The organism is Methylocella tundrae, assembly GCF_038024855.1.
Lineage (GTDB): Bacteria > Pseudomonadota > Alphaproteobacteria > Rhizobiales > Beijerinckiaceae > Methylocapsa > Methylocapsa tundrae.
In genome coordinates this window covers 2360350-2387142 of the sequence record NZ_CP139089.1, presented here as the reverse complement: position 1 = coordinate 2387142, position 26793 = coordinate 2360350, and the positions used below count along the sequence as shown (strand labels likewise).

The window sequence follows — 26793 nt, the reverse complement described above, 5'->3', positions numbered from 1 at the left end:
GTCGATCAGCCCCGCTTGGCTTCGAGGTAGCGATGAACATCGGAGACGACGACCGATCCTTCGCCGACGGCGGAGGCGACCCGCTTGGTCGAACCGGCCCGAACGTCGCCGACCGCAAAGATCCCCGGCTGTGACGTCGCGTAAGGCGAGCCCGTCAAGCCGGCGGCGGCTCCGGTCGCAACGAAACCCTTGCCGTCCAGCGTCAAGCAACCATTGAGCCATCCCGTGTTCGGCGCCGCGCCGATCATCACAAACATATTCGCGATCGCCAGGGTCTTGCTTTCGCCACTCTCCCGATGCGTCCAGGTGATGGCGCTTAATCTGTCCCCGCCCTGCAGGCGGCTGATCTCCGTCTGCGTGCGCAGCGTGATGCGGGGCGAGGCAAGGATTCGCTCGATGAGATAATAGGACATCGTCGACGCAAGGTCGCGCGCGCGGACGATCATGTGCACATGCGCGGTCTGGCGCGCGAGGAAAACCGCGGCCTGACCGGCAGAGTTGCCGCCTCCGACAACGACGACTTCCTCGCCTTCGCAGAGCTTGGCCTCCATCGCCGTCGCGGCGTAATGAACGCCATGCCCCTCGAAGCGGTCGTAATCCTCAACGTCAAGTTTGCGATAGCGCGCGCCGGAGGCGATGACTAGGGTTTCGGTGCGGACCTCGCCGCCGCCGGCGAGTCGGAGGACGAACGGGTTTCTCGCACAGTCGATTCCGGCGACTTCGCGCGAAATCGCCAGCTTCGCGCCGAATTTCTGCGCCTGAACCTGAGCGCGGCCGGCCAGCGCCTGACCCGAAATGCCGGTTGGAAAGCCGAGATAATTCTCGATTCTTGAGCTCGTTCCGGCCTGTCCGCCGGGGGCCTCACCCTCGATCACCAGCGTGTCCAGGCCCTCGGATGCGGCATAGACGGCGGCGGCGAGGCCGCCGGGGCCGGCGCCGACCACGATGACGTCATGTACGCGTTGCGGATCGATCGTCTCGGTGAGGCCGAGCGCATCCGCCAGCGCCGCGTTTGAGGGGTTGTACAGCACCTGATGGCGCACATCGATCACGACGGGCATATGAGCCTTGCCGATCTCGAAGCAATCGAGGAACTCGCCGGCCTCGGCATCCGCGTCGACGTCGAGGACCCGGTGCGGATAGCCGTTGCGCGTCAAAAATCGCTGCAGGCGGATTTTATCGCCGTCATGCGTTTGGCCAATGAGCACGACCGCCGCGCGCCCATGCCGGATCATGCCGACGCGCCGAAGGATGAAGGCGCGCATCATGATCTCGGCGATGTCCGTCTCAGCCGAAGCGAGGCGACGGAAATCTGCGCGTTTGACGCGGATCAGCCGGCTTTCCACGGCCGTCCTGGCGCTGACAAGAACCTCACGCTCGTTGAAGAGGTTTAGCTCGCCGGTGAACTGGCGTTCGGTCAAGGCGATGAAGACGGTCGGCGCGCAGTCTTCGCTATGGTCGAGGATTTCTATTTTGCCTTCAAGGACGATAAAAAAATCGACGCCGCGCTCGCCGCGTTCGTATAAAGCCGCGCCGGTGGGCAGAGTTTCCTCTGCGCCGAACGTCGCCGCGCGCGCGATTTGTTCAGGCGTCAGCCGCGGAAAGGTCTGAGCTTCGCGCTCGTAAGGATCGGCCGGATCGACCGTGAGCCGGGTTTCGGACGCGGCGTTCGCAGGTTCGAGATTCAAACGCGCTCTCCTGGTGCAAGGCGAAGGCCGCTGGCGGCGGCTCTGTGCGCCGGATGACTTTGGACGCAATCACAACGCGATTCCGTTCAAAGTCTCGAATCCGTCTTTTATCAATAAGTTAGAGACGATGGCGTCCGAAAACCGGCGCCCACTTTTCGGCGCCCCAAATCATTCCGCTTACGCCGGTTCCTCCTTTTGCGCCCGTAAACTTAAAGCATCAGCGGCCGCGGACAAGAGCCCGCGGCTTTGACGCCGGCCGTCGATCATCGCTTCAAGAGGCCCAGCGCTCGAAAGCCGATGAGCCTTTCGCGGCTTCGGGCGCGACATCGCCCTCGGCTCCCGCCGCCGCGTCAGGCAGGGTGATGAGGAAACGAGCGCCCGGATATTCTTCGGCGGCGTTTGCGCCCACCGCGCTCGTCGACGCCAGCGTCAGCGAGCCGCCATGCGCGCGAACGAGATCGGATGCGATGACGAGGCCAAGCCCGGTTCCGCCGGCGCGTCCCGAGCTGAACGCGGAAAAGAGCTTTGCGCGCGCGGCGAGGGGAACGCCGGGGCCGGTATCGGCCACCTCGATCACTATTTGCGTGCGATTCTGACTGACGCTTGCGAACCTGTCCTTTTGCGTTTCGCTCAGCCGCGCGTCGCCGTCGGCGTCGGGAGCGCAGGCTTCTTCATGCGCCAAAATGCGCACGCGCGCCGGCCACCCGGGGGAAGGACCTGCGCCCTGCAGCGCTTCCGCTCCGTTGCGGATGAGATTGACGAGCACCCGGAACATCTGCTCGGCGTCGGCGTCTATCTCGACATCCTCGGGCACCGCGTTAACGATCTCGATATGGCAGCCGGCTTGCGGCGTGACGCTTTCGACAGCCTCGTCGACGAGCGGACGCAGGGAGAAGCGGCGCAACTTCGGCGGCTCATCGACGGCGCGGCCATAGGTCATCGTCGCCTGACAGAAGCGGATGGCGCGGTCGAGCGTCGCGACCAGTTTTGGCGCAATTCTTTGAGCGAGGGGATCGGTGACATTGGCCAGACGGTCCGACAGCAATTGGGCGGACGACAGCATATTGCGCATGTCATGATTGATCTTGGCGACGGCAAGGCCGAGGGCGGCGAGATGTTTCTTATGATTGAGCTCGCGCACGAGCGATTCCTGCATCACGGCGAGAGCCGCCTCGGCCTGTCCGATTTCATGCTGCCGGCCGGATGGCACGATGATGCGGGCCGCATTCTCGGGATCCGCCCCGAATTGCGTGAGATTGGTGGTGAGGCGCCGCATCGGGCGCAGCACCATGACGTTGACCGCAATAGTGGCGAGGCTGGCGACGATCGCGGACATGACGAGGGTCATCGCCAGAAGCCGCCGCGAATAGGCGGCTATGCCGCGTTTCAGGGGCTGTTCGTCCATAGTGATGGCGACAGCCTCGCCGCCCATCGGAGCCTCGCCAAGAATGGTGATGACGCGTCCCTTCGGGGCCAGCATCGTCTCGATCGCGTGCATGAAGGAATCGCCGAACGACGGATTGCGCAGATCATAAACGGCGTCGACGGCGGGCGGCAGGTCCGACGCGGCGAGGATCCGCTTCGTTCCATGCATGTCGAGCACGATCACCCGCGCGCCGACGCTGTCCAGCAGCTGGCGTGACAGCGCCGGCGGCGCCATCGCGCTCGGCGCCGCTTCCAGCACGAGAGCGGCGGTATAGGCGGCGCTGAGGCGATTACGCAGCCAGTTCTCACGATAGATGGTAAGCCCCGGCAGATAGACCATCGTCGCGGCGATCATGACAAAAGCTGTGTTCAGCACCAGTACGCGCGTCGACAGCCCGAAGCTGAAATGACGGCGCGCCTTTTTGGCGACGCCGGGGCGCGCCGCATCCGCTCTCTCGCTCTGCGGGGCTCCGAGCGAGTCCGGTTTGGCGTTGGGAGGCATTGCGAAGTCGCTCATCAAAATCGCCTATGTCGATCGGCGCAAGAGGCGCAGAAACCGCCACGCCGCTGGAGGCCGGCGGGCTTCGAAAGCGAGCGCGGCCGCCCGCGCCGTTTCGGAGAAGGACGGATAGGGCAGCGGGATCGAGGCTAGATCGGAGGCATACATCCCCTTGCATATGGAGAGCGTATAAAGGTTGATCAACTCCCCGGCCCCCGGTCCGACGATCGCCGCGCCAAGAATGCGGCCGGCGGCCGATGTGACGAGTTTCACATGGCCGCCCGTCGCGCCCTCGATCTGGGCTCTGTCGGTTGCCGCATAGGGCCACCGCAGCACGCGGATGCGACGCGCCCGCCGACGCGCCTCGGCTTCCGACAGCCCTGTGGAAGCGACCTGCGGGTCGGTCCATGCCGCGCGCACGCGCGGCGTCCGCCGCCGCCCGGCAGGAAACCAGGACGGAAAGGCAAGGATATGTCGAAGGATCTGACGGGCTTCGCATTCGGCGTCGCCGGTCGCCGCGCCGATCGCGTAGACGCGGCGGTTGCTGCTGCGCAGATTGGCGTCGACCTCGACGCCGCCCGCGTCAAATCGCACGCCCGCCGCCGCGAGGCCGAGACCCTCGAGCGCGGCGGAGGCGCCGAGGGCGAGAAGCAGATGCGACCCCTCGAGGGTTTCGATCTCGCCCTCCGTCTCGTCCGTGGCCAGCGGCGTGACGAAAACGCGGAGCCTTGCGCCGTCGGGCTCGATGCGCAGAATTTTCGATGCTTCGCGCAGAACCACTCCTTCGCGCATCAATTGCGTGCGCAAGGGGGCGACGATCTCCGCGTCCTCGCCGGGCAAAATCCGGGTTTGCGCAACCACTGCGACCTCGGCGCCGAGGCGGCGCGCTCCCTGGGCGACGGCGAGCCCCTGGGAATCGCCTCCAAGAACGATCAGCCGCTCGGGCGGCGCTTCGAGCTGCGCAAGATCCGTGGCCGTTACCGGCCGGATCAGATCGAGCCCTGGGATGGCGGGCGCCCGCATCTGCGCCGGGGCGGCGATGACGAAGCGACGCGCTTTGACGATCCGGCCTCCCGCCTCGACGGCGTCTGGCCGAACGAATCGTCCCGGAGCTTTGAGCACGCTCACATTCATGGCTTCGAGCCGGGCCTGCGCATACTGGGGCTCTAGCGCTTTTTTGACCTGAGCGATGTGCGCTCCCACACGCGAAAATTGAAACGCCGGACGGGCCGGGACTGTGGAATGCGCGGCGCGACCGATCGTCGCGGCGAGGTCCCCGCAAGCCCGCAAAGCCTGGCCTGGGGCGATGTCGGCGAGATGGTCCGCCGCCATCGGCTTGCCAACAATCACGACGGAAAGGCCTTGAGCGGCGGCGGCGGCGGCGAGGGCGAGGCCGGCGGCGCTCGCGCCCAGAATACAAAGGTCAGGGCGCAAGGCCTCGTTACCATTCATTATGATGCGCCCCTGTTCGCGCCCGCATTTTCGTCCTAGACGAGATGTCTTCGCTCATTCGCATGGTGATCTGCTTGATGATGACGCGCATGGTTTGGCTATTTCGCAGGCACGGCGTGGCGACTTTGAGATCAAAGTGGCGGCCGTCGAAGAAATCGGGTCACAATCGAAAGATAAAATGACAATTTGGCTACGGTCGCAATCAAACCTATGGTTGCTTCAAGACGTCTTCTAGTCGTGCTATCGCTTTTGAACAGCGGTTCATCGACGATCCATTTTTGGAGCGGGATATGCATATTGCAATGGTCGGATCAGGCTATGTGGGACTCGTTTCTGGGGCATGCCTCGCCGACTTCGGACACAACGTCATTTGCATCGATTCCGATGTTCGCAAGGTCGATTCTCTGAAAGCCGGCAAGATGCCGATTTACGAGCCGGGGCTGGCGGAGCTTGTCGGAAACAATGTTCGCCATAAGCGGCTTTCCTTCTCAACCGATCTCGTTCAGGCGGTCGGCGAAGCCGAAGCCGTTTTCATCGCCGTTGGCACGCCGTCGCGTCGCGGCGACGGCCATGCCGATCTGAGCTATGTTTATCAGGCCGCGCGCGACATCGCCGCGGGTCTCAAAGGCTTCACGGTTGTCGTCACCAAGTCGACAGTGCCGGTCGGCACCGGCGACGAGGTCGAACGCATCATTCGCGAGGCCCGCCCCGACGCCGAATTCGCCGTCGTCTCGAACCCTGAGTTCCTGCGCGAGGGCGCGGCGATCGACGATTTCAAACGACCCGACCGCATTGTGATAGGCGTCGAGGACGAACGCGCCCAGCAGGTCATGCAGGAGGTCTATCGCCCCCTCTATCTCAACCGCGCTCCCTTCCTCTTCACCAGCCGCCGCACCTCCGAACTCACCAAATACGCCGCCAATGCGTTTCTTGCGACGAAAATTACCTTTATTAATGAAATCGCCGATCTCTGCGAGCGCGTCGGCGCCAATGTGCAGGACGTCGCGCGCGGCATCGGCCTCGACAACCGCATCGGCGCGAAATTCCTTCATGCCGGCCCCGGCTACGGCGGCTCCTGCTTTCCGAAAGACACCCAGGCGCTTATCAAGACGGCGCAGGACTTCGGCTCGCCCGTGCGAATTGTCGAAATCGTAGCGGCCGTCAACGATCAGCGCAAACGCGCCATGGCGAGGAAAGTGTTCGCCGCCCTCGGCGGATCCGTGCGCGGCAAAACCATCGCCGTGCTTGGCCTGACATTCAAGCCGAACACCGACGATATGCGCGATTCGCCCGCGATTTCAATCATTACGGCGCTGCAGGATGGCGGCGCGCGCGTCAATGTCTTCGATCCCGAGGGGATGGATCAGGCTCGCCTCATCCTTGAGGACCTGACGTTTTTCTATGATCCCTACAGCTGCTGCGAAAAGGCCGACGCTCTCGTGATCATCACGGAGTGGGATGAGTTCCGGGCCCTCGATCTCGAACGCGTCAAATCGCTGCTGAGCGCGCCCATCATGATCGATCTGCGCAATATCTATGATCCAGGCGAAATGGCGCGCAAGGAGTTCACCTATTCGGGCGTCGGCCGGGGGGGCTAAGCCTATTTCAATCAGATTGGCTCGATCTGACCGACAAAAATATGCTCAAGCTTTTGAAGCTAGAGCGATTTCTGATCGATCCGATGGCGCTTCTGAATTCCGGAAGCCGCGAAAAACTCAGCTGCCGCGCGGCTTCGCCCTGGTCGTCGCCGTGGCGCTGGCGGGATCGTCCGGCCAGAGATGGCGGGGATAGCGTCCTTTCATCTCGGCTTTCACCGCCGCCCAGGAGCCGCGCCAGAACGTCGGCAGATCTTTGGTGATCTGGATCGGCCGCGCGGCGGGCGACAGCAATTCGAGAGTTAGCGCGACCTTGCCCCTCGCGAGGGCCGGATGGCTCGCGAGGCCATAAAGCTCCTGCACGCGGACGGCGAGGGTTGGGCCGCCCTCCCTCGCATAATCGAGGGCGATTCGCGATCCGGCCGGCGTTTCAAAATGGGCCGGGGCTTCCTCCTCAAGGCGCCGCTGCATGTTCCAGGCCAGCAGCGCCTTCAACGCTTTTTCGAGATCATCGGCCGTGATCGAGGCGAGGCTGACGCGCCCCTCGATGAAGGGCGCGAGCCATTCCCCGGCGCTCTCCGCCAACGCCGAATTGGAGAGGTCCGGCCAATCATCATCCGGCTCGGCGCGGCGCAGGAAGGCGATGCGGTCGCGCCATTGCGCAAGCGCTTTTGTGAAGGGAAGCTGCTCGACGCCGGCGCCGTCCGGCGCGAGATTGGCGATGCCTTCCGCGAGAATGCGCGCGGACGCCTCGCCGGGCGGGACCGGCAGATTTTGCTCGGCAAGAATGAGGGCGCCGAGCCTGCGCCGCCGGCGGGCGCGCAGAGCCTTGCGCTCGCGGTCGAAACTGACCTCTTCCTGCGTTTTGATCCTGTCTCCGGCGACAGCCTCGACATCCGCCTCGCTCAGGGCCGCCGCGACATTGATGCGGGCGGCGCCCGCCCGCCCCGCGATTTCGCCGATCGCAAGAAAGGTTTCGCGCGCCAGGGCCTCATGCGGCTCCATCATCGCGGCGCGGCCATTCGCCATCAAAAATTCGCCGGGAGCGCCGCGGGCCTTTGCGATCCGGTCGGGAAAGGCGAAGGCGAGCCATTTTCCGCAGTCGACCGGCTCCGCGTTCGAGGACTTCCTGCCGCCGGCCTCGCGCGCAAAATTCTGCGCAAGCCGCCGCGCATCCTCCGCGCGTCTCGAATGTTCGCGCCGGAAGCGGTCGAGCCTGACCGCGAGATCGGGCGAATCGCCCCCGAGCCCGCGTTCGACGAGAAGCGTCGCGATCTCGGCGCCGGCGAGAGCGTTTTTCTGCCGCGCCGCCTCGACGACCATTGCGGCCAGTCGCGGCGGCAGGGCGAGACCCGCGATCGCCTTGCCCGCCTCGGTCAGGGCTCCGTCCTGATGGATCGCGCCGATCTCGCATAGCAGCGCCCGTGCTTCTTTCAACGCGGGAAGCGGCGGCGGATCGAGCCAGCGCAGGCTCAAGGGATCGCGCACGCCCCATGAGGCGAGATCGAGCACAAGGCCGGAGAGATCAGCCGCCATGATCTCGGGCGGCGCGAAAGGCTCGAGCGCGCCGGTCGCCGCCTCCTCCCACAAACGATAGCAGACGCCGGGCTCCGTGCGGCCGGCGCGGCCCCGGCGCTGGTCTGCCGCGGCGCGCGATACGCGCACGGTTTCGAGAGAGGTCAAGCCGCGATCGGGTTCAAAACGAGGCGCGCGCGTCAGGCCGCAGTCAATCACGATCCTGACGCCCTCGATGGTTAGCGAGGTTTCGGCGATCGAGGTCGCGAGCACGATCTTTCGCGCCGGCTGCCTGACTGGAGCGATGGCGCGCTCCTGCGCGGCGCGGTCAATCGCCGAATAAAGCGGCGCAATCTCGATCGAGGGATCAGACAGCCGCTCAGTGATCATCGCGGCGGCGCGATTGATCTCTCCCTGGCCTGGAAGAAACGCCAGAATCGAGCCGCTTTCCTCCGAAAGCGCCCGCAGCGCCGCGGCGGCGACCGCCGCCTCGATACGCTCACCGGGCTTTCGGCCGATATATCTGGTGACGATCGGAAAGGCGCGCCCTTCGCTGAGGATGACCGGAGCGTCGTCGAGAAGCGCGGCCACGCGTGCGCCATCGAGCGTCGCCGACATGACGAGAATGCGCAAATCCTCGCGCAGCGCGGATGCGGCGTCGAGGCAAAGCGCAAGCGAAAGGTCGGCGTCGAGGGAGCGCTCGTGGAATTCGTCGAAAATGACGAGCCCGACGTCGGCAAGCGCCGGATCGCCGAGAATCATCCGCGCGAAAACGCCTTCGGTGACGATTTCAATGCGTGTTCTGCTCGAAACTTGCGTTTGCGAGCGCACCCTGAGCCCGATGGTCTCGCCGACGCGCTCGCCAAGCGTCGAAGCCATGCGTTCGGCGGCGGCCCGCGCGGCGATGCGGCGCGGCTCCAGCATGATGATCTTTTGGGCGCGGAGCCAGGGCTCGTTGAGAAGAACGAGCGGAACCCGCGTCGTCTTGCCAGCGCCGGGCGGCGCGACGAGGACCGCCTTCGGCCGGGCGGCGAGATGGGCGCGAAGCTCGTCAAGAACGATGTCGATGGGAAGCGCGTCGGGGCTTGGCATGGCTGTTCTGATCGCAGTTTGGCGCGCGGCGGACAAGAGCGTCGCCATCGCGGCGCAGCATTGGAGCATGCGCGGCGCAAGCTCCGCGAGCTAGGCTGTGTGGCTGGGTTGACACGGCGGCGGGAAATTGCGCCGTTCCCCGCTATCAACGGGTTTTGATTAAAGCTATTTTAAGCATGATCAGGAGCGGCCGATCCCCCTATGGGAGGCCGCTGCCGCCTCGCGAAGGACAACAGAATGGCGCAGCAAATTGCGCACGGAACAAGTTCGCCGGTGACCGGGGAGCCCATAGCCGCCTGCGATCCTGCGCCGCACAAAAGCGCCGTCGGCGCTTTGGCGCTCGGATCTCTCGGCGTCGTTTTCGGCGACATCGGAACCAGCCCGCTTTACGCCTTGCGCGAGTCGTTGCACCATATGAAGACGACCGGCGTCACCGATGGCGGCGTGCTTGGCACCGTCTCCTTGCTGCTCTGGGCGCTGTTCTTCACGGTCACCGCCAAATATGTGCTTTTTCTCATGCGCGCCGACAACAAAGGCGAAGGCGGCACTTTGTCGCTGATGGCGCTGGCCCAGTCGGCTCTCGGCCATCGCGCCGCCGCGGTATTCTTTCTGGGCGTCGCGGGCGCGGCGCTTTTTTCCGGCGACGCAATCATTACGCCGGCCATTTCGGTTCTCTCCGCGCTCGAAGGGCTCGAGCTCGTGACGCCGATTTTCACGCCCTATATCCTGCCGGCGACCATCGTCATCCTCATCTCTCTCTTCTGGGTCCAAAGTCACGGCACCGCCCGCGTCGCGGCTTTCTTTGGTCCCATCATGGCGGTTTTCTTTCTGACGTTAGGCGTTCTCGGGGCGATGCATATTCATGATTCGCCGCGCATCCTCCTCGCCTTTGATCCGATCTATGGCCTGCGTTTTCTGTTCGGGCATGGCCTCATCGGGTTCGTCGTGCTCGGCTCGGTCTTCCTCGCCGTCACAGGGGCCGAGGCGCTTTATGCGGATATGGGCCATTTCGGCCGGCGCCCGATCCAGGGCGCGTGGCTGTTTTTCGTGCTGCCCGCGCTGACCTTGAATTATCTGGGGCAGGGCGCGCTCGTTCTGGCGACGCCCGCCGCCGTCGAAAATCCATTCTTCCTGATGGCGCCGCCCTGGGCGCTGCTGCCCCTCGTCATCCTTTCGACCGTCGCGACGATCATCGCGAGCCAGGCGGTGATCACGGGCGCCTTCTCCCTCGCCCGGCAGGCGATCCAGCTCGGGCTGTTGCCGCGCATGCTGATTTTGCACACGTCGGAGACGCAGGAAGGCCAGATCTATATTCCAAGGATCAATCGCCTTCTCCTTGTCGGCGTGCTGATGCTCGTGCTGATGTTCAAGAGTTCGAGTTCGCTCGCCTCGGCCTATGGCATCGCGGTGACTGGCACGATGGTGGTGACGACGTCGCTCGCCTTCGTCGTCGTCTGGAAGCTCTGGCATTGGCCGCTTTGGCTCGCGGCTTTGTTCATATCGGGGTTCCTCGCCATCGATCTCGCCTTCCTCGCAGCCAATCTGCTGAAAATCGTCGATGGCGGCTGGGTGCCCCTGCTGCTCGGCGGCTTCGCCATGGTCGTCATGTGGACATGGGTGCGCGGCGCTGATCTTCTCGCCCGCAAGACGCGGCGCGATTCGATCTCGATGCAAGATCTCATTCGCATGCTCGAGAAATCAAAGCCGATCCGGGTCGCAGGCACGGCGGTTTTTCTCACCACCTCGCCCGAGGTCGCGCCTTCAGCCTTCATGCACAATCTGAAACATAACAAGGTGATGCACGAACGCGTGCTGCTCATGTCGGTGAAGACGGGGGACACGCCCCGCGTGCCGCAAGCGAGGCGCTTTGAAATCACCAAATTGTCCGATGATTTCACCAGCATCGTTCTGAATTACGGCTATATGGAGAGCCCGCGCATTCCAGCGGCGCTCGCCAGCCTGCGCAAGGCGGGGCTCAAATTCGACATTATGACGACGTCGTTTTTCGTTGGGCGACGCAAGATCAAGCCGGCGCAGAATTCCGGCATGCCGGTCTGGCAGGACCGGCTTTTCATTGCGCTATTTCGACAATCGGCCAATCCGACGGATTATTTCTCAATCCCCTCCGATCGCGTGGTCGAGCTCGGCGAACAGTTGACCATCTGACCAAGCGCCGCCGGCCTCTTTGGCCGCTGCGATCGCTAAAATGCTCTGGAAAGTGCGTTTGCGACAGTGCGGATCGCCGCCAGCTTTGCTAGCGTGCGCCGATGCCAAAGCGCGCAGCTCCCCCCTCCATCAAAGACGACAACACGCAGGTCTCCGGGAAGGCCGACGTTGTTTCGCCTCAGCTCGACGCCGCGCCGGCGAAAAACTCGCCGATGATGGCGCAATATCTGGAGATCAAGGCGGGTAACCCCGGCTCTCTTCTCTTCTACCGGATGGGCGATTTCTACGAATTGTTCTTTGACGACGCCGAAGTCGCCGCCAGGGCGCTCGGAATCGTTCTGACGAAGCGCGGCAAGCATCAGGGCGACGATATCCCGATGTGCGGCGTTCCCGTCGAGCGCGCGCAGGAATATCTGCATCGGCTGATCAGTCTCGGCCATCGCGTTGCAGTCTGCGAACAGGTCGAAGACCCGGCGGAGGCGCGAAAGCGCGGGGGCAAGTCGGTCGTGCGACGCGCAGTCAAGCGCCTCGTCACGCCCGGCACGATCACCGAGGATACGCTGCTCGATCCCTCGCGCGCCAATCGTCTGCTCGCCATTGCGCGGGCTGCGCGATCCGATGGGCAATGGAGCTATGGCCTCGCGGCGCTCGACATTTCGACGGGAGAATTCCTCGTCAGCGAGGCGCCGGAAGCCGCGCTCGAGGCGGAAATCGCGCGCATCGAGCCGGCCGAGATCATCGTCCCCGACGCGCTGATGGATTCGCCTGGGCTCGTGCGCTTGTGCCGGGAGACGAAAGCGCCACTCACTCCGCTCGGGCGCCAGTCCGGCGATGGCCTTTCCGCCGAGCGGCGGATCCTCGATTATTTCGGCCTCGCGACGCTCGATGGCCTTGGCGCCCTATCCCGCGCCGAAATCGCAGCCGCCGCGGCGGCGCTCTTTTATGTCGAGCGGACGCAATTTTCCGCGCGTCCCTCGCTGAACCTGCCCGCGCGCCTTTCGCGCGAAACTCATATGTCGATCGACGCTGCGACGCGGGCCAATCTCGAGTTGACGCGAACCTTGACCGGCGCGCGTGAAGGCTCGCTGATCGGCGCGATCGACAAAACGGTCACTGCGGCGGGCGGACGCTTGCTTGCGGAGCGGCTCGCCGCGCCCTTGACGGATATCGGCCAAATCGTGCGCCGCCAGATGGCGGTGGCGTTCTTCATCGACGAGCCGGGCTTGCGGGGCGAGGCGCGAAAGGCGCTGAAAGCCGCCCCGGATCCAATGCGCGCCATATCGCGTCTTGCGCTCGATCGCGGCGGCCCGCGTGATCTTGCCGCCCTGCGTGATGGATTTGCCGCCGCCTTTGGCGTTGCGCAAGCGCTGGACGGCGCGGCGGCTCTCCCCGAAGAGCTGCGCGAGGCCAGCATCGCCGCCAGTTCGCTCGACGCCTCGGTGATGGCGCGGCTTGGCGAGGCGCTGGCCGACGCCTTGCCGCTCAATCGGCGCGATGGCGGCTTCATTCGGCCGGGCTTCGACGACGCTCTCGACGAATGCCGCGCGCTTCGCGACGAGACCCGCAAAGTGATCGCCGCCTTGCAGGCGCGCTATTGCGAGCTTGCCGACACGCGCCAGCTCAAATTGAAGCACAATCATTTTCTCGGCCATTTCATCGAAGTGCCGCAAGCGCAAGGCGAAAAGCTGCTGCGGCCGCCCTTTGACGCAACCTTCATCCATCGTCAGACGATGGCCGACGCGATGCGCTTTTCGACCAGGGATCTGGCCGAACTCGAGGTCAAGATTTCTTCCGCCGCGGATGAGGCGATGAGCCGGGAATTGGCGATTTTCGCTGATCTTGCCGCTTTGCTCCTCGCGGCGGAGGCGAGCGTCAAGCGCGCGGCGGAAGGACTTGCTGCGATCGACGTCGCGGCGTCGCTTGCCGAGCTTGCCGCCGATTGCGACTGGACGCGGCCCGAGGTCGACGCGTCGCTTGCTTTCGCGATTGAAGGCGGGCGCCATCCTGTCGTCGAGGCGGCGCTGCGCACGAGCGGGCAGGCCTTCGTCGCCAATGACTGCGCGCTTTCGGGCGTTGCGGGAAAGGGGGGGCAGATCGCGATCGTGACCGGGCCGAACATGGCCGGCAAGTCGACCTATCTGCGGCAGAATGCGCTGATCGCCGTGCTGGCGCAGATGGGCGCCTTCGTTCCGGCGCGGCGCGCCCATATCGGCGTCGTCGATCGATTATTCTCCCGCGTCGGCGCCGCCGACGATCTGGCGCGCGGGCGCTCGACCTTCATGGTTGAGATGGTCGAGACCGCGGCCATTCTCAACTCCGCGCGCGAGCGCTCCCTTGTCATCCTCGATGAGATCGGGCGCGGCACGGCGACGTTCGACGGACTTTCCATCGCCTGGGCGGTGATGGAGCATCTGCACGAGAGCAATCGCAGCCGGGCGCTGTTCGCCACCCATTTTCATGAGCTGACGCAGCTCGCCAAACGCCTCGAACGCATCGACAATCTCACCGTGCGGGTGACGGATTGGAATGGCGACGTCGTGTTCCTCCACGAAATTATCCCCGGCGCGGCCGATCAGTCGTATGGCGTCCAGGTCGCCAAGCTCGCAGGCCTGCCGACGCAGGTCGTCGCGCGCGCCAGGCATCTGCTTGCTGAATTCGAGGCGAGCGACCGTTCGCGGCAAAGCGATCGCCTCGTCGCCGATCTGCCGCTGTTCTCGGCCGCCAGCGCGCCCAAAACCGCCTGCGATAACGAAGCGCAGCACGAGACGAAAGCGCGCGATCGAACGTCCGACGCGCTGGGCGTCGCGATCGACGCGATTGATCCGGATGAATTATCTCCGAAGAGCGCACTTGAGCAGCTCTACCGCCTGAAGCGGCTCCGCGCCACACAGCATTGATTTTACGAGCTATTGCCTCATTCGAGAACCAGCAATTAAATTGTGAAAAATAGAATTGCGCAATGAATGCCCATTGTTCGTATTTTCTCTAGTTTCGTTTTGACGCAGGATGGCGTTCACGATGGCGCGTCGATAGCGAATCCGGCCGGGAGTGCATTCAATGTCTGAAGACGACGTCATGCCGCGGGTCGACCAGCAGCTGTGCTTTGCGCTCTATTCGACGCTTCACGCGATAAATAAAGTCTATGCGCCTCTTCTCGCCGCGATCGGCCTCACCTATCCGCAATATCTCGTGATGCTGGCGCTCTGGGAAACGGATGACGTGACGGTCAAGGCGATCGGCGAGCGCCTTCATCTTGATTCGGGCACGCTGACCCCGCTCCTGAAGCGGCTCGAGGCCGCGGGATTGCTCAGCCGCGCCCGCGATCCGAAGGATGAGCGTCAGGTGCGCGTCAAGCTGACCGAAAAGGGAAGCGACATGCGCAGACAGGCGAGGAATATCCCCGGGCAGATGGCGCGGGCGATGGGCCGCCCCGCGGACGATCTCAAGGCCGTCCGCAAGGAATTGCGCCGCATCCGCAACGCTCTCCTCGGCAAGCGCGACAAATCAGAGAAAGGCGAGCAGCAGCGGATCGGCTCTTTCTGAGACGGGTCAAAGCATGATGTCGAAAAGTTGCAGACTTTTCGGACCAACATTATGCGTCAAAACAAAGACCTAAAGACCAGAATGTAATGCGATTGCGTTTGAACGCCTTCTGCTCAGGCTGCCGCGATAAATCTCTCTATCGATTCTGCAACATGCGAGAGACGACCTTCGAGGTGTAATCGACCATCGGCACGATGCGCGCGTAATTCAGACGCGTCGGGCCGATGACGCCGAGGACGCCGACGAGGCGCTGCTGCTCATCGTGAAAGGGCGCCGCGATCATTGATGATCCGGACAGCGAAAAAAGCTTGTTCTCGGATCCGATGAAGATGCGCACGCCCTCGCCGCCTTCCGCCCGGTTCAGAAGGTCGATCACGTCTTTCTTCGTCTCGAGGTCGGCGAACAGCAGGCGGATGCGTTCGAGGTCCTCGATCGCCGTCAAATCCTGCAAGAGATTGGCCTGGCCCCTGACGATAAGCTGCGGGTCGCCGGAACTCTCAGCCCAGCTTGCAAGGCCGGCGTCGATCAGGCGCGTCGTGAGTTCGCCGAGCTCCTTTTCGGCGGCCCGGTGGGAGGCCTCGATCTCGATCCGGACATCAAGCAAAGTGCGGCCGCGGATGCGCGCATTGAGAAAATTGCCGGCTTCGATGAGGGCGGAGGGCGGCAGCCAGGCGGGAATATGGAGGATGCGGTTTTCGACCGAGCCATCCTCGGAGACAAGCACCGCGAGCGCGCGCTCCGGCTCGATCCGGACAAATTCGATGTGTTTGAGACGCGCGTTGTCTTTTGTCGTCACGACGACGCCGGCGCCGCGTGTCAGTCCCGACAGCATGCTCATCGCGTCGCCGAGCACGGCCTCGAGCGATTGTTCCTGCGCCGCGGCCTTGACCTGCGCCTCGATATGTTCGCGTTCACCGGGGCTGACGTCGCCGATTTCGAGCATGGCGTCGACGAAAAAGCGCAGGCCAAGCTCGGTCGGAAGCCGCCCCGCGCTGGTGTGAGGGGCATAGATCAGGCCGAGTTCCTCAAGATCCTGCATTACATTGCGGACAGAGGCGGGCGACAGCGGCATCGGCAGCAGCCGCGCGACATGGCGTGACCCCACCGCCTCGCCGCTGGTGAGATAGGAATCGACGATCTGCCGAAAAATTTCCCGGGAGCGCTCGTTGAGGCTCGTCAAACCGCTGCCGTTAGGGCGCGTAGGGTCCAAAGGCATCGCCATAGGCACAGAATGGCGGTCACCGGCCCCGGATGCAAGAGGAGCTTTCTGTTCGCGGTCTGGCGCGGGGCCGGCTTCGCGCTCCGCCGACGCGTTTTTGCTCCCGGCGCGCTAGCCGAGAGCGCTTTGGATAGCGGTTTCGAGATCGCCTAATTGAAATGGCTTTTGCAGAATTTTGGCTCCGAAATAAGCCTCATCTAGACCCCGCGAGCCGTAACCGGACAAGAAAACAAAAGGAATCTCTCGCGATTTCAGGATGTCGGCTATCGGAAAGCTGCGTGTGCCATTCAGATTAATGTCCAGCATCGCGAAATTCGGCTCGGCCTTGGTGAGAGCTTCCATGGCCACCTCCACGGAAGAAGCGACGTCGACACATTTGCATCCGATATCGGCGAGCATGTCTTCGATCAACATGCTGATCAAAGCTTCGTCCTCAACCACAAGGACGCGAAAGTCGTTTTCGATTTTCAAGGCATTCCGCCATTCAACGAGGACGCGTGCATCCAAAATTCCACAACGGTCAGGTTAGTTCCTCGCGACGGTGAATTTTTCGGGGGAAGAAATCAGCTCTCGGGCGGCGGCGCCAAGGCCGTGATCGCGGCGCGGCTCATCTTGCTTCGCGCCGACCGTCAGGCCCGCGAAAGCTTTTTTCGTTTCAATCCCATTCGTGCTCCGGCGAGTCCGATTTCCGGCTCGCGTCAGCCAAGCTTCAGGTTCGGCGGAGATGTCCCGCCGCGTCAGTTGCGATTGTTTTCAAATTTGTCTCGGCCGGCGCCCCCGGCCGGCGCTGTTCGCGAGCATTTGGATGAGCGTACAAAAAGCAGGAGAAAGCGTTTCCGCCCAAGGCCGTGGCGAAATTCGCAACAAGGCGCTTCTCCAGGTCGCGATCACGGAGGCTTTTGCCTTTCTCAATTCGGGCGAGCCGCGCGAGGCGATCGCCCATCTCGCGCAATATGCGGATCTCGCCGCGCCGAGTGATCTCGCCAGCTATGTGTTCGGCCTGATCTATTTCAATGCCGAGGATTTTCGCAACGCTCTGATCTGGTTCAACCGCGCGCTGGCGCTAAGATGCGCCTACCCTGAAGCGCTTGGCGCGCGCGCTATTGTGCTTCAGCGGCTCGGTCAGCCTCAGGATGCGCTCGAGGCCTTTCGGGACGTATTGAAACTGCGCCCCGACGACGCCGATACGCTGTTCAGCATAGGCGTCATCCTGCAGAGCCTCGGGCGAATGAAAGAGGCGCTCGCCGCTTATGAGAGCGCGCTTCGCGTGCGGCCGAATCATTGCGAGGCGCTGACCAATCGCGGCGCCTTGCTGGAGCGGTTTGGCCGGTTTGAGGATGCGCTCGCCTGCTTTGAGGCGATCGTCGCGCTGCGGCCGGGCGACGGCGGCGCCCTCTTTAACAAGGGCTCGATCCTGCAAAAGCTCGGGCGTCATGAAGACGCGCTGAAAGCTTATGAGGAGGCGGCGCTCGTTGGTCCGCTCGACGCGGAGACCGAACTCAATCGTGGCAATGTGTTGCAAAAACTCGGCCGTCTGGAGGACGCGCTGGTCTGTTATGACCGCTCGTCACGATGCCGGGACGGCTATCCGCAAGCGCTCTATAATAAAGGCATCGCGCTGCAGGGGCTCCAGCGGCCGATCGAAGCGCTTGCAGCCTATGACGCAGCTCTCGCGCTTGATCCTCGCTATTGCGAGGCGATCTGCAACCGCGGCAACATATTGCATGAGCTCGGCCGCCTGGACGAGGCTTTCTCGGCTTATGCCGAAGCTTTGAAGATTCGACCGGGATTTCCGCCGGCGCTGACCAATCGCGCCAATATTTGCCTGCAATGGGGCAGGGCCGATCAAGCTCTGCGATATTGCGACGAAGCGCTGCGGCATGACGCGCGGCACCCGCAGGCGCTCGGCATGCGCGGCGCGGCGCTGCAGAAGCTCGGACGGCTCGAGGAAGCCTTGAGTTCGCTCGATCGCGCCGTCGAGTTGAACCCGCAGGCCCCCGAGGTTTGGCTCAATCGCGGCAATGTTCTACAGGAAGTTGATCGCCTTGCGGATGCGATCGCCTCCTATCATGAGGCCTTGCGCGTTCGCCCCAACTATCCCGAGGCGTTATCGAGCCTTGGGGTGGCGCTGAAAGAGACAGGGCAGATTGATCAGGCGCTGGCCTGTTTCAATGAAGCTCTCCGGCACAAGCCGGATTATCCGGACGCCCGCAACAACCGGGCCGGCGCCCTGCTTTTGAAAGGCATGCTGAAGGAAGGATTTGAGGATTTCGAAAGCCGTTGGGAGCGCTCGAACGCGCCGCCGAAAACGATCGCGGCGCCGCCGCAGTGGACCGGCGAGGATCTGACCGGCCGCAGCATTCTCGTCTGGGATGAGCAGGGCCTTGGCGACCTCATTCAGTTTTCCCGTTATCTGCCGCGTCTCGTCGAAGCGGGCGCCGACGTCACATTGCTTTGCCGCAAGAATATGCGGCGGCTCTTGAGCAATGTCTCGAACGAGGTGCGTTTCATCGACGCGCTCGACCCCGCAGCCGCCTATGATTTCCAGTGCGCTTTGCTCAGTCTCCCGCGCGGATTTGCAACGACTCTGGAAACCGTGCCCGCTGCGACGCCCTATCTCTACCCGGAACAGGAGGCCGTCGCCAAATGGGCGGCCCGGATCGGCGCGCATGGGTTTCGCATCGGCGTTTGCTGGCACGGCAACGCCTCAATCAATCTCAAAAGAAGCGTTCCGCTGAGCTGTTTTGGCGCTCTCGGGGCGATCGCAGGCGTGCGGCTGATCAGCCTCGTCAAGGACCAAAGGTCGATCGAGATCGAGACGCCGAAAGGACCGCTTCGCATTGAGAGCCTCGGCGAGGATTTCGACGCCGGTCCCGATTCGTTCATCGATTGCGCGGGCGCGATGACCGCTGTCGACCTTGTAATCACCTCTGATACGGCGATCGCCCATCTCGCCGGCGCCTTGGGCCGGCCTGTCTTCGTTGCCCTCAAGCAGGCCCCGGATTGGCGATGGCTGCTGGAGCGATCCGACTCGCCCTGGTATCCAACCATGCAGCTGTTTCGCCAGGAGCAACGCGACCAATGGGAGCCCGTCTTTAGCGAGATCGCGGCATGTGTCGCGCTGCGCGTCGGAGTGCGTTCGGGGCCCCCGGACCCGCTGGCGCAAACCGGCGCGGAAACGCCGGCCGCCGCAATCAGCGCGGCCGCGCTCATCGCGATCCCGGGCGCGGTCGGGGAACTCATCGACAAAATCACCATTTTGGAAATCAAGGAGAGCCGGGTCGAAGATCCATTGAAACTCGCCAATATTCGCTTCGAATTGGACCTGCTGCGCAAACTGAAGGCCGAAGCCGACTTTGGCGGCGTCAAGCTCGATCGCCTCGAAACGGAGCTGAAAAGCGCCAATGAATTCTTGTGGAATGTCGAGGATGCGTTGCGGGCATGCGAAATGCGGCGGCAATTCGACGACGAGTTCATTTCCCTGGCGCGACTCGTCTACAAGTCGAACGATCGGCGGGCAGGGATCAAAAAACGCATCAATCTCTTGTTCAATTCAGCCATCATAGAAGAAAAATCATATGCGCACTCGCCGTAGAGCGCCTTCCGATCGAATGGGGTCATTCGATCGATCAGAAATCGCTCCAGATTCAAACGTTTGAGCATATTCTTGTCGACCAGATCGAACCGATCTGACCGGAATGTGCCGAGCGCGAGTCAATGATCGCGGCGAGACCGAGCGGCAGGCGGATCGTCTTCCGCAAGGCTCGGTCCGCGGCAATCGGACGGGCGAACGGACGGGACGGCGCGCGACGGCGTGGAAAGGCGCTGGCCGGCTCCCATCGCGGATTTCGCCGACGCGCAACTTCAGCGAACCCGCAAAACACACGTGCGCGGTTGCTCTCGCCATTTCCACGCCATTCCCGCGCCATGTTAATCGTGCATCTGAAGAAAGCGCGGGTATTCCCAAAAACTCCAATGTCTTTCCAAGGGCAAGTTTTGGTTGCGGCGCCGAACAAAGTGGCGCCCCCAGTGGAACTTCCGCGCAAATACATCATTGCAAGGACATCATGCCGTTGAAAGGAAGAGCTTATGCGTATAGCGCTCGTTGCTCCGTTGGCCGAAGCAGTGCCCCCGAAGCTCTATGGAGGCACCGAGCGAGTTGTCTCATGGCTGGCGGAAGAACTGGTCCGGCAGGGTCATCAGGTGACCTTGTTTGCGAGCGCGGAATCGCAGACTTCCGCTGATCTTGTCGTATCTGCGCCGCAGAGTCTGAGATTGGCCGGCATCCGGGACCATATCGGCAGCACGCTCGCCATGTTGCGCGAGGTCAGGCGCAGGGAGGACGAATTCGACGTCATTCATTTTCATATCGATTTGCTGCCGAATGCCCTGTTTCACGACCTTGTTCACAAATGCTTGATCACGCTGCACGGACGCCTCGATCTTCCGGACGCTCATCCGCTTTATAAGGCCTTTCCGGAAATGCCCCTCGTGTCGATCTCGGACTCGCAGCGCCTGCCGATGCCGAAATGCGCGAACTGGCTGGCCACCATTCAACATGGCCTTGCTTCTCACATCTGCCCCTTTGATTCTGAAGGCGGCGATTATCTGGCTTTCCTTGGCCGTATTTCTCCCGAAAAGCGGCCGGATCGCGCGATCGAAATCGCCAAGAAGTCGGGGACCAAATTGAAGATCGCCGCGAAGGTGGACGCAGCCGATCTTGAATATTTCAAAAATCTGATCGAACCGATGCTCGATCATCCGCTCATTGAATTCATCGGCGAGATCAACGAGGATCAAAAATGCGAGTTTCTCGGCAGGGCCCGCGCGTTGCTCTTTCCCATCGATTGGCCTGAGCCGTTTGGTCTCGTCATGACCGAATCCATGTCGGCTGGAACGCCGATCATCGCGTGGCGCAATGGCTCCGTGCCGGAGGTCATTACGCCTGGCGTCAGCGGCGTGATCGTCGATTCAGTCGATGAGGCGGTCGCGGCCGTCGAGACGGCAACTCGAATGAGCAGAGCGGGGGTGCGCGCCGATTTCGAAAGGCGCTTCACCGCGGAGAAGATGGCGCGATCATATATCGCCGCCTACCGGTCCTTGTTGGCGATGGCGCCGGCGAAACAACGCTCCGCGCCGTCAGCCGTTCCGCATCCCGCTAAGGCGCCGCTCGCAGCGCAGGCCTTCCACCGCGAGCTTGGCCGCGTCAACGGGCCAAGCATGCTCGAAACGCCGCTTGGCTAGGCGGCGGCGCACATCGCGAGAAGAGCCGGCGAGGCTATAATAGTTTTTATTTGAGCGTTCAGGGGCGCCCTCATCAAGGGGGCGGTCCAGCGCATCTGACGATTGAGAGCGGACGCGCAATGACAGAGGCTCCACGCGGCGTCAATCACATCGTGGACGACGTGATTGAACTTCCCCAATATTACATCGAGACCGAGACGTCCCTCGTCCAGAGCGCGCTGCGCAGTCTGAAGCATGGTGACGCCTTCGCTGTGTTCGACGAATACGGCGACATCGGCGTCGCTGGGCCGGGACCTGAAGGGCTCTATTTCAACGATACGCGTTTCCTCTCCCGCCTGAAGCTGCTGGTGGACGGAAAGCGGCCGCTGCTGCTGAGTTCCGTCATTCAGGATGACAATGTCGCGCTATCTGTGGATCTGACCAATCCAGACATCCACGTCGACGGCGCGATTTCGATGCCGCGCGACACGATCTGTATTGAACGCACCAAATTCCTGTGGCGAGGCGTTCTTTATGAACGGATCGGGTTTCGCAATTTCGCCGATAGCCCGCGGCAGTTTCGCATCGACATAGGCTTTGGCGCCGATTTCCGTGACCTCTTTGAAGTGCGTGGGTCAATGCGCGAGAAACGCGGCCAGATCGCGTTCATGCGCAACCAGACAGGCGTCGAATTTCAATATGATGGCCTTGACCGGGTAAGGCGCGTCACAAAGCTGGTGTTTTGGCCAGAGCCCGAACGTGCCGATCAAACTTCCGCGCGTTTTCGATTTGATCTTGGGCCGCATGGGCGCGGATCCATGTTCCTTTCAGTCGTCTGCGCGGATCAGAACCCGCCGCATCTGACGCATTTCTCGATCGCTTTTCGCGACAGGCGCCGCGCCATTCGCGCCAAGACGGCGGCGATTGCGACCGTCAACAGTTCGAATGATCTCTTCAACGAAGTGTGCTGCCGGGCGACGTCCGATCTTTATATGCTGGTCTCCCGCACGCCCCAGGGGCTTTACCCTTACGCGGGCATTCCCTGGTTTTCGACAGCTTTCGGGCGCGACGGCGTCATTACGGCGATGATGCTGCTTTGGCTCGATCCCGTCATCGCCAAAGGGGTGCTCAAGTTTTTGGCCGCGACGCAGGCGAAAACGATCGATCCTGCCGCCGATGCGCAGCCGGGCAAGATTCTGCACGAGACCCGCAATGGCGAGATGGCCCGGCTTGGGGAGGTTCCGTTCCGGCTCTATTATGGCTCAGTCGACGCGACGCCGCTCTTTGTCATGCTCGCCGGCATGTATTTCGATCGAACGGGCGATGTCGAGACGATCACGGCGATTTGGCCCAATATCAAGGCGGCGCTTCAGTGGATCGACGAATTCGGCGACAAGGATGGAGACGGATTCGTCGAATATGCGCGCGAGACAGGGGATGGCCTCGTCAATCAGGGCTGGAAAGATTCGTATGATTCGATTTTTCACGCCGACGGCGCCCTGGCGGAAGGCCCGATCGCGCTATGCGAGGTTCAGGGCTATGTGTACGCCGCCAAGTCCCACGCGGCGAAGCTCGCCGGATATTTTGGCGAACGCGATCTCGAATCAAAACTCATCGCCGAGGCGCAGAGCTTGCAAAAGGCGTTCGACGCGGCCTTTTGGTGCGAGGATCTCGGCGCCTTCGCCCTGGCCCTCGACGGGCGAAAGAAGCCTTGCCGGGTCCGCGCCTCGAATTCAGGACATGCGCTTTTTGCCGGGATCGCCAGTCCGGAGCGGGCGCCCCGCGTGGTGCGGACGCTGCTGAGGCGGAGTTCGTTCAGCGGTTGGGGCATTCGCACGGTGGCCGATGGGGAGGCGCGCTACAATCCAATTTCCTACCACAATGGTTCGGTCTGGCCGCACGATAATGCGATGATCGCGCTGGGCTTCGCCCGCTATGGCTTTGCGCGCGAGGCCGCGCAGGTTTTCTCTGCGATGTTCGATGCGGCCGCACACCAGGATTTGCGGCGGCTGCCCGAACTTTTTTGCGGTTTCATCCGCCGCCCGCATAGGGGGCCGACTTCCTATCCGGTCGCCTGCGCTCCGCAGGCCTGGGCGGCGGCTGCCCCCTTCGCCTTTCTGCAAGCCTGCCTCGGCATGGAGCTGTCTCAGCGCAACAACGCGATCCGGTTCATCGATCCGATGATGCCTGATTTCCTGGATTCCGTGACCCTTACGCGCCTTACGCTCGGGGCGTCACAGGTCAAGCTGAAGCTCGAGAGGCATGGCGAGGACGTCACCCTCAACCTGCTGGAGCGGCGCGGCGACGCAAAACTCATGCTGGTTAAATGAGCGCGCTCTTTAAGCCTGCGTTTTAGCGCAAGAGGCCAACAAGCCCGCACATTTTCGGCGTCATGCGCCAGGCCGTCGCGAGCAGAAAAAAAGCTTGCGACATTCGCCGCAAGCCTTTCGAGCCAAGGGATGATCACACGAGGCGCATCGCCTCGCGGGGGCCCATCAATATTTTGCGACGATCGCCGAGGCGGGACCACCGAAACGATAGGTGATGCCGGCGCCGATCAGCCAGGGGCTGATGGCGGCGTTGCCTGAAACCGAGGCTATTCCCGGCGCCACAGTCGCGTTGACGCGCGTGTTCATCAGAAGTTTCTTGACGTCGAAGTTGAGGCCCCAATGATCGTCGATCATGTAGTCGAAGCCGATCTGGCCGGCGACGCCCCAGGAATCGCCAAGGCTCAGCGAATTCAGAATTTGGCCATCCGGATGCACGGAGAAAAAGTGCGTATAATTCACGCCGACGCCGGCATAGGGCTGGAAAGCGCCGAGCGTCGTCACATGATATTGCAGCAGCACGGTCGGCGGAAACAGCAAGGTGTGGCCGATGTAGCTGCCGTTGAGCGTCCCACCCTTCAGGAAAAGATTGTGGTAGGAGACGCAGCAGACAGCTTCGATCGCGATATTCTTTGTAAAGAAATAGCTGACGTCGAGCTCGGGAATGACCGCGTCTGACGCCTTGACGCCGCCGCTGACAAAACCGCCGGTGGCGTTGTTCTGGAGAATGCCGCCACCTTCCGGCAAGACGCCGACGGCGCGCAGGCGCACCTGAAAGGGCTGGAACGCCTCGGGCAGAGCCGGGGCCGGCGTCAGAGCCGGCGCTGGCGCTATTGGAAGGTCGGCCGCGAACGCCGCGACGGCCGACGCGCCAAGCATGAGAGCTGCCATAGCGCAGCGAACGATCCTAATCATCAAAACCCCCGAACACTCCTAAACGGGCTTTTAGCCCCTGGCGGCGATCCGCCAACTGTGCGATCGCAACGTGCTCCGACAGGCAAAGCTTCGGTTTGATTTAGATCAATTGCAAGGGTTGCTGGACTGTTAAGGACTAAACTGTTGCAAAGCTGCCACTTATTATGCGGAAACAGGCATATGCGCTAAAAATTGCTCAAAATTCTGGTGAGCCCGCGCGCAAGGCAAACTGCCGCTTAAATCCGATCCGGGCGCATGCTAGAGTTTGACGATGACCAGCGGCTCTGAAATCGTGAAGGACAGTCAAGACGGCGTGCGGGATCGCAGGATCGCCTCGCTGACGCAGACGCTTGGAGATCGCTCCATCGTTCTCGTCGGCTTCATGGGATCTGGCAAGACCTCGACCGGCCGGCGTCTGGCGCAGCGCCTCGGACTGCCTTTTGTCGACGCCGATGTGGAGATCGAGGCGGCGGCGGGCATGACGATCGCCGAGATTTTCGCCAAGCACGGCGAGCCTTCGTTTCGTGATGGAGAGCGCCGCGTCATGGCGCGCCTTCTCGAGGACGGCCCCCGCGTGATCGCAACCGGCGGCGGCGCCTTTCTGAACGAGGAGACGCGGGCGCGAATCGCCAAGCGGGGCGTATCGGTCTGGCTGAAGGCCGACCCCGAGGTGCTGTGGCGGCGCGTGCGCAAACGCTCGCATCGTCCCCTGCTGCAAAGTCCAGACCCCGAAAAAACTTTGCGTACGCTGCTCGAGCAACGCTATCCTTATTACGCGCGCGCTGATGTCACAGTGATATCACGCGACGGGCCGCATGAGCTGGCGGTGGAGGAGATCATCTGCGCCATTGAGTTTTTCATGCGCTTTTCGCCTGACCCCCCGCCCCTCACGCCCTCGAGACCAATGAATCTCTCTAAAACCTCCGCGCCGGCCCCGATTTCTCTCGCGACGGGAGAAGTGCTGTTCGACGCGTCCGGTTCGCCGCCTGGCGCGGCGCAAGGGCCAGATGGCCGGCCCCCGGCCGCGAAGGTTCGGGTCAATCTCGGCGCGCGCTCCTATGATATTCTGATCGCCTCCGGCCTTATCGCCGAAGCCGGCGGCCACATCCAGCGTCTCGCGCCCGGGGCCGCCTGCGCCATCGTCACCGACGCCAATGTCGCAGAAATCCATCTCGCCGGGCTGGAAGAATCTCTCGACAAGGCGGGCGTTCGCCATTCCGTCGTCGTCGTGCCGCCTGGCGAGACGTCGAAGTCCTTCGCGACTTTCGCCGAGGTCTGCGACGCCGTTATCGCGGCGAAGCTGGAGCGCGGCGATCTGGTGATCGCGCTTGGCGGCGGCGTCATCGGCGATCTCGCCGGATTTGCGGCGGCCTCGATCCGGCGTGGCATGCGCTTCATTCAGATCCCGACCAGCCTTCTCGCCCAGGTCGATTCCTCTGTCGGCGGCAAGACCGGCATCAATTCAGACCACGGCAAAAATCTCGTCGGCGCATTCCACCAGCCCTCGCTGGTGCTCGCCGACGCACATGCCTTGGAGACGCTGCCGGCGCGCGAATTTCGCGCCGGTTACGCGGAAGTCGTGAAATACGGCCTCATCGGCGACGCCGGCTTCTTCAGCTGGCTTCAGACACATTGGCGCGGCGTCTTTTCAGGCGGCTCCGACCGCGTCCACGCCATTGCAACGAGTTGTCGCGCCAAAGCCGCCATTGTCGCCCGCGACGAGCATGAGCGAGGCGATCGCGCGCTGCTCAACCTCGGCCACACCTTCGGCCATGCGCTGGAGCGCATCAACCATTACGATGGCGCGCGGCTGGTGCATGGGGAAGGCGTCTCGATCGGCATGGCTCTGGCCTTCCGCTTTTCCGTAAAATTGGGCCTCTGCCCGTGCGGGGACGCAGACCGGGTCGAGGCGCATTTGCGCGAGGTCGGCCTGCCGACGCGGCTCGCCGACATCAAAGGTCTCGCCCTCGACGCCGGCCAGATCATTGAGGCCATGTATCAGGACAAGAAGGTCGAGCGCGGCGCCCTGACCTTCATCCTGGCGCGCGAAGTCGGCGATTGTTTTGTCGCGAAGTCGGTGGACGCCGAAGAGGTTCGTGCCTTTCTTCAAGACGAATTGAACACAGGAATTTAA

15 protein-coding genes are annotated in these 26793 nt (G+C 62.7%); 8 read left to right on the top strand and 7 right to left on the bottom strand.

Annotation, left to right across the window (positions count from 1 at the left end; all coding sequences use genetic code 11):
* Positions 1-5 precede the first annotated feature (5 nt).
* The 3 genes from SIN04_RS13355 to SIN04_RS13345 form a co-directional block, all read right to left on the bottom strand.
* The gene (locus SIN04_RS13355) at positions 6-1688 is read right to left on the bottom strand and encodes an FAD-dependent oxidoreductase (protein WP_341263968.1); all 1683 of its coding nucleotides are present in this window, start codon (positions 1686-1688) and stop codon (positions 6-8) included.
* Positions 1689-1959: 271 nt separating this feature from the next.
* Positions 1960-3630: a HAMP domain-containing sensor histidine kinase gene (locus SIN04_RS13350; RefSeq protein WP_341263967.1), complete on the bottom strand. Its 1671-nt coding sequence runs from the start codon at positions 3628-3630 to the stop codon at positions 1960-1962.
* Between the two features lie 9 nt (positions 3631-3639).
* Positions 3640-5064, bottom strand: a complete 1425-nt coding sequence (locus tag SIN04_RS13345) for an FAD-dependent oxidoreductase (RefSeq protein ID WP_341263966.1) — start codon at positions 5062-5064, stop codon at positions 3640-3642.
* 290 nt (positions 5065-5354) lie between these two features.
* Here SIN04_RS13345 and SIN04_RS13340 point away from each other — a divergent pair, with 290 nt between their 5' ends.
* Positions 5355-6662 (top strand): UDP-glucose dehydrogenase family protein, encoded by a 1308-nt coding sequence (locus tag SIN04_RS13340; RefSeq protein ID WP_134489924.1) that lies wholly within the window; start codon positions 5355-5357, stop codon positions 6660-6662.
* Between the two features lie 117 nt (positions 6663-6779).
* On the opposite strand, the gene hrpB is transcribed toward SIN04_RS13340, so the two are convergent.
* Complete coding sequence (gene hrpB / locus SIN04_RS13335) at positions 6780-9266, bottom strand: ATP-dependent helicase HrpB (protein ID WP_134492507.1); 2487 nt, start codon at positions 9264-9266, stop codon at positions 6780-6782.
* Positions 9267-9503: 237 nt separating this feature from the next.
* Between hrpB and SIN04_RS13330 the strand changes: the two genes are divergently transcribed.
* The 3 genes from SIN04_RS13330 to SIN04_RS13320 all read left to right on the top strand — a co-directional run bounded on the left by SIN04_RS13330 (position 9504) and on the right by SIN04_RS13320 (position 14975).
* A complete protein-coding gene (locus SIN04_RS13330; RefSeq protein ID WP_134489922.1) occupies positions 9504-11432 on the top strand; it encodes a potassium transporter Kup in 1929 nt (642 codons plus the stop codon).
* 101 nt (positions 11433-11533) lie between these two features.
* Positions 11534-14329 (top strand): DNA mismatch repair protein MutS, encoded by a 2796-nt coding sequence (mutS, locus tag SIN04_RS13325; protein WP_423135980.1) that lies wholly within the window; start codon positions 11534-11536, stop codon positions 14327-14329.
* A gap of 160 nt (positions 14330-14489) precedes the next feature.
* Entirely contained in the window at positions 14490-14975 is a 486-nt protein-coding gene (locus SIN04_RS13320) for a MarR family winged helix-turn-helix transcriptional regulator (RefSeq protein WP_134489920.1), read from the top strand.
* Positions 14976-15111: 136 nt separating this feature from the next.
* On the opposite strand, the gene hrcA is transcribed toward SIN04_RS13320, so the two are convergent.
* Together hrcA and SIN04_RS13310 are read right to left on the bottom strand one after the other, a co-directional pair.
* Positions 15112-16197, bottom strand: coding sequence for a heat-inducible transcriptional repressor HrcA (hrcA, locus tag SIN04_RS13315; protein WP_134489918.1), 1086 nt, complete (start codon positions 16195-16197; stop codon positions 15112-15114).
* A 108-nt stretch (positions 16198-16305) separates the two neighbouring features.
* Complete coding sequence (locus SIN04_RS13310) at positions 16306-16593, bottom strand: response regulator (RefSeq protein WP_423135979.1); 288 nt, start codon at positions 16591-16593, stop codon at positions 16306-16308.
* 406 nt (positions 16594-16999) lie between these two features.
* Here SIN04_RS13310 and SIN04_RS13305 point away from each other — a divergent pair, with 406 nt between their 5' ends.
* From SIN04_RS13305 to SIN04_RS13295, 3 genes are all read left to right on the top strand, one after another.
* On the top strand, positions 17000-19789 hold the full coding sequence (locus SIN04_RS13305; protein WP_134489914.1) for a DUF6165 family protein: 2790 nt from the start codon (positions 17000-17002) through the stop codon (positions 19787-19789).
* Positions 19790-20283: 494 nt separating this feature from the next.
* The gene (locus tag SIN04_RS13300; RefSeq protein WP_134489912.1) at positions 20284-21438 is read left to right on the top strand and encodes a glycosyltransferase family 4 protein; all 1155 of its coding nucleotides are present in this window, start codon (positions 20284-20286) and stop codon (positions 21436-21438) included.
* Between the two features lie 119 nt (positions 21439-21557).
* Complete coding sequence (locus SIN04_RS13295; RefSeq protein WP_341263965.1) at positions 21558-23747, top strand: amylo-alpha-1,6-glucosidase; 2190 nt, start codon at positions 21558-21560, stop codon at positions 23745-23747.
* A 165-nt stretch (positions 23748-23912) separates the two neighbouring features.
* Here SIN04_RS13295 and SIN04_RS13290 read toward each other — a convergent pair whose 3' ends face one another.
* The gene (locus SIN04_RS13290) at positions 23913-24635 is read right to left on the bottom strand and encodes an OmpW/AlkL family protein (protein ID WP_244605802.1); all 723 of its coding nucleotides are present in this window, start codon (positions 24633-24635) and stop codon (positions 23913-23915) included.
* Positions 24636-24930: 295 nt separating this feature from the next.
* Between SIN04_RS13290 and aroB the strand changes: the two genes are divergently transcribed.
* Positions 24931-26793 carry a 3-dehydroquinate synthase gene (gene aroB, locus SIN04_RS13285; RefSeq protein WP_134489908.1) on the top strand — a complete coding sequence of 621 codons (1863 nt, stop codon included), beginning with the start codon at positions 24931-24933 and terminating at the stop codon, positions 26791-26793.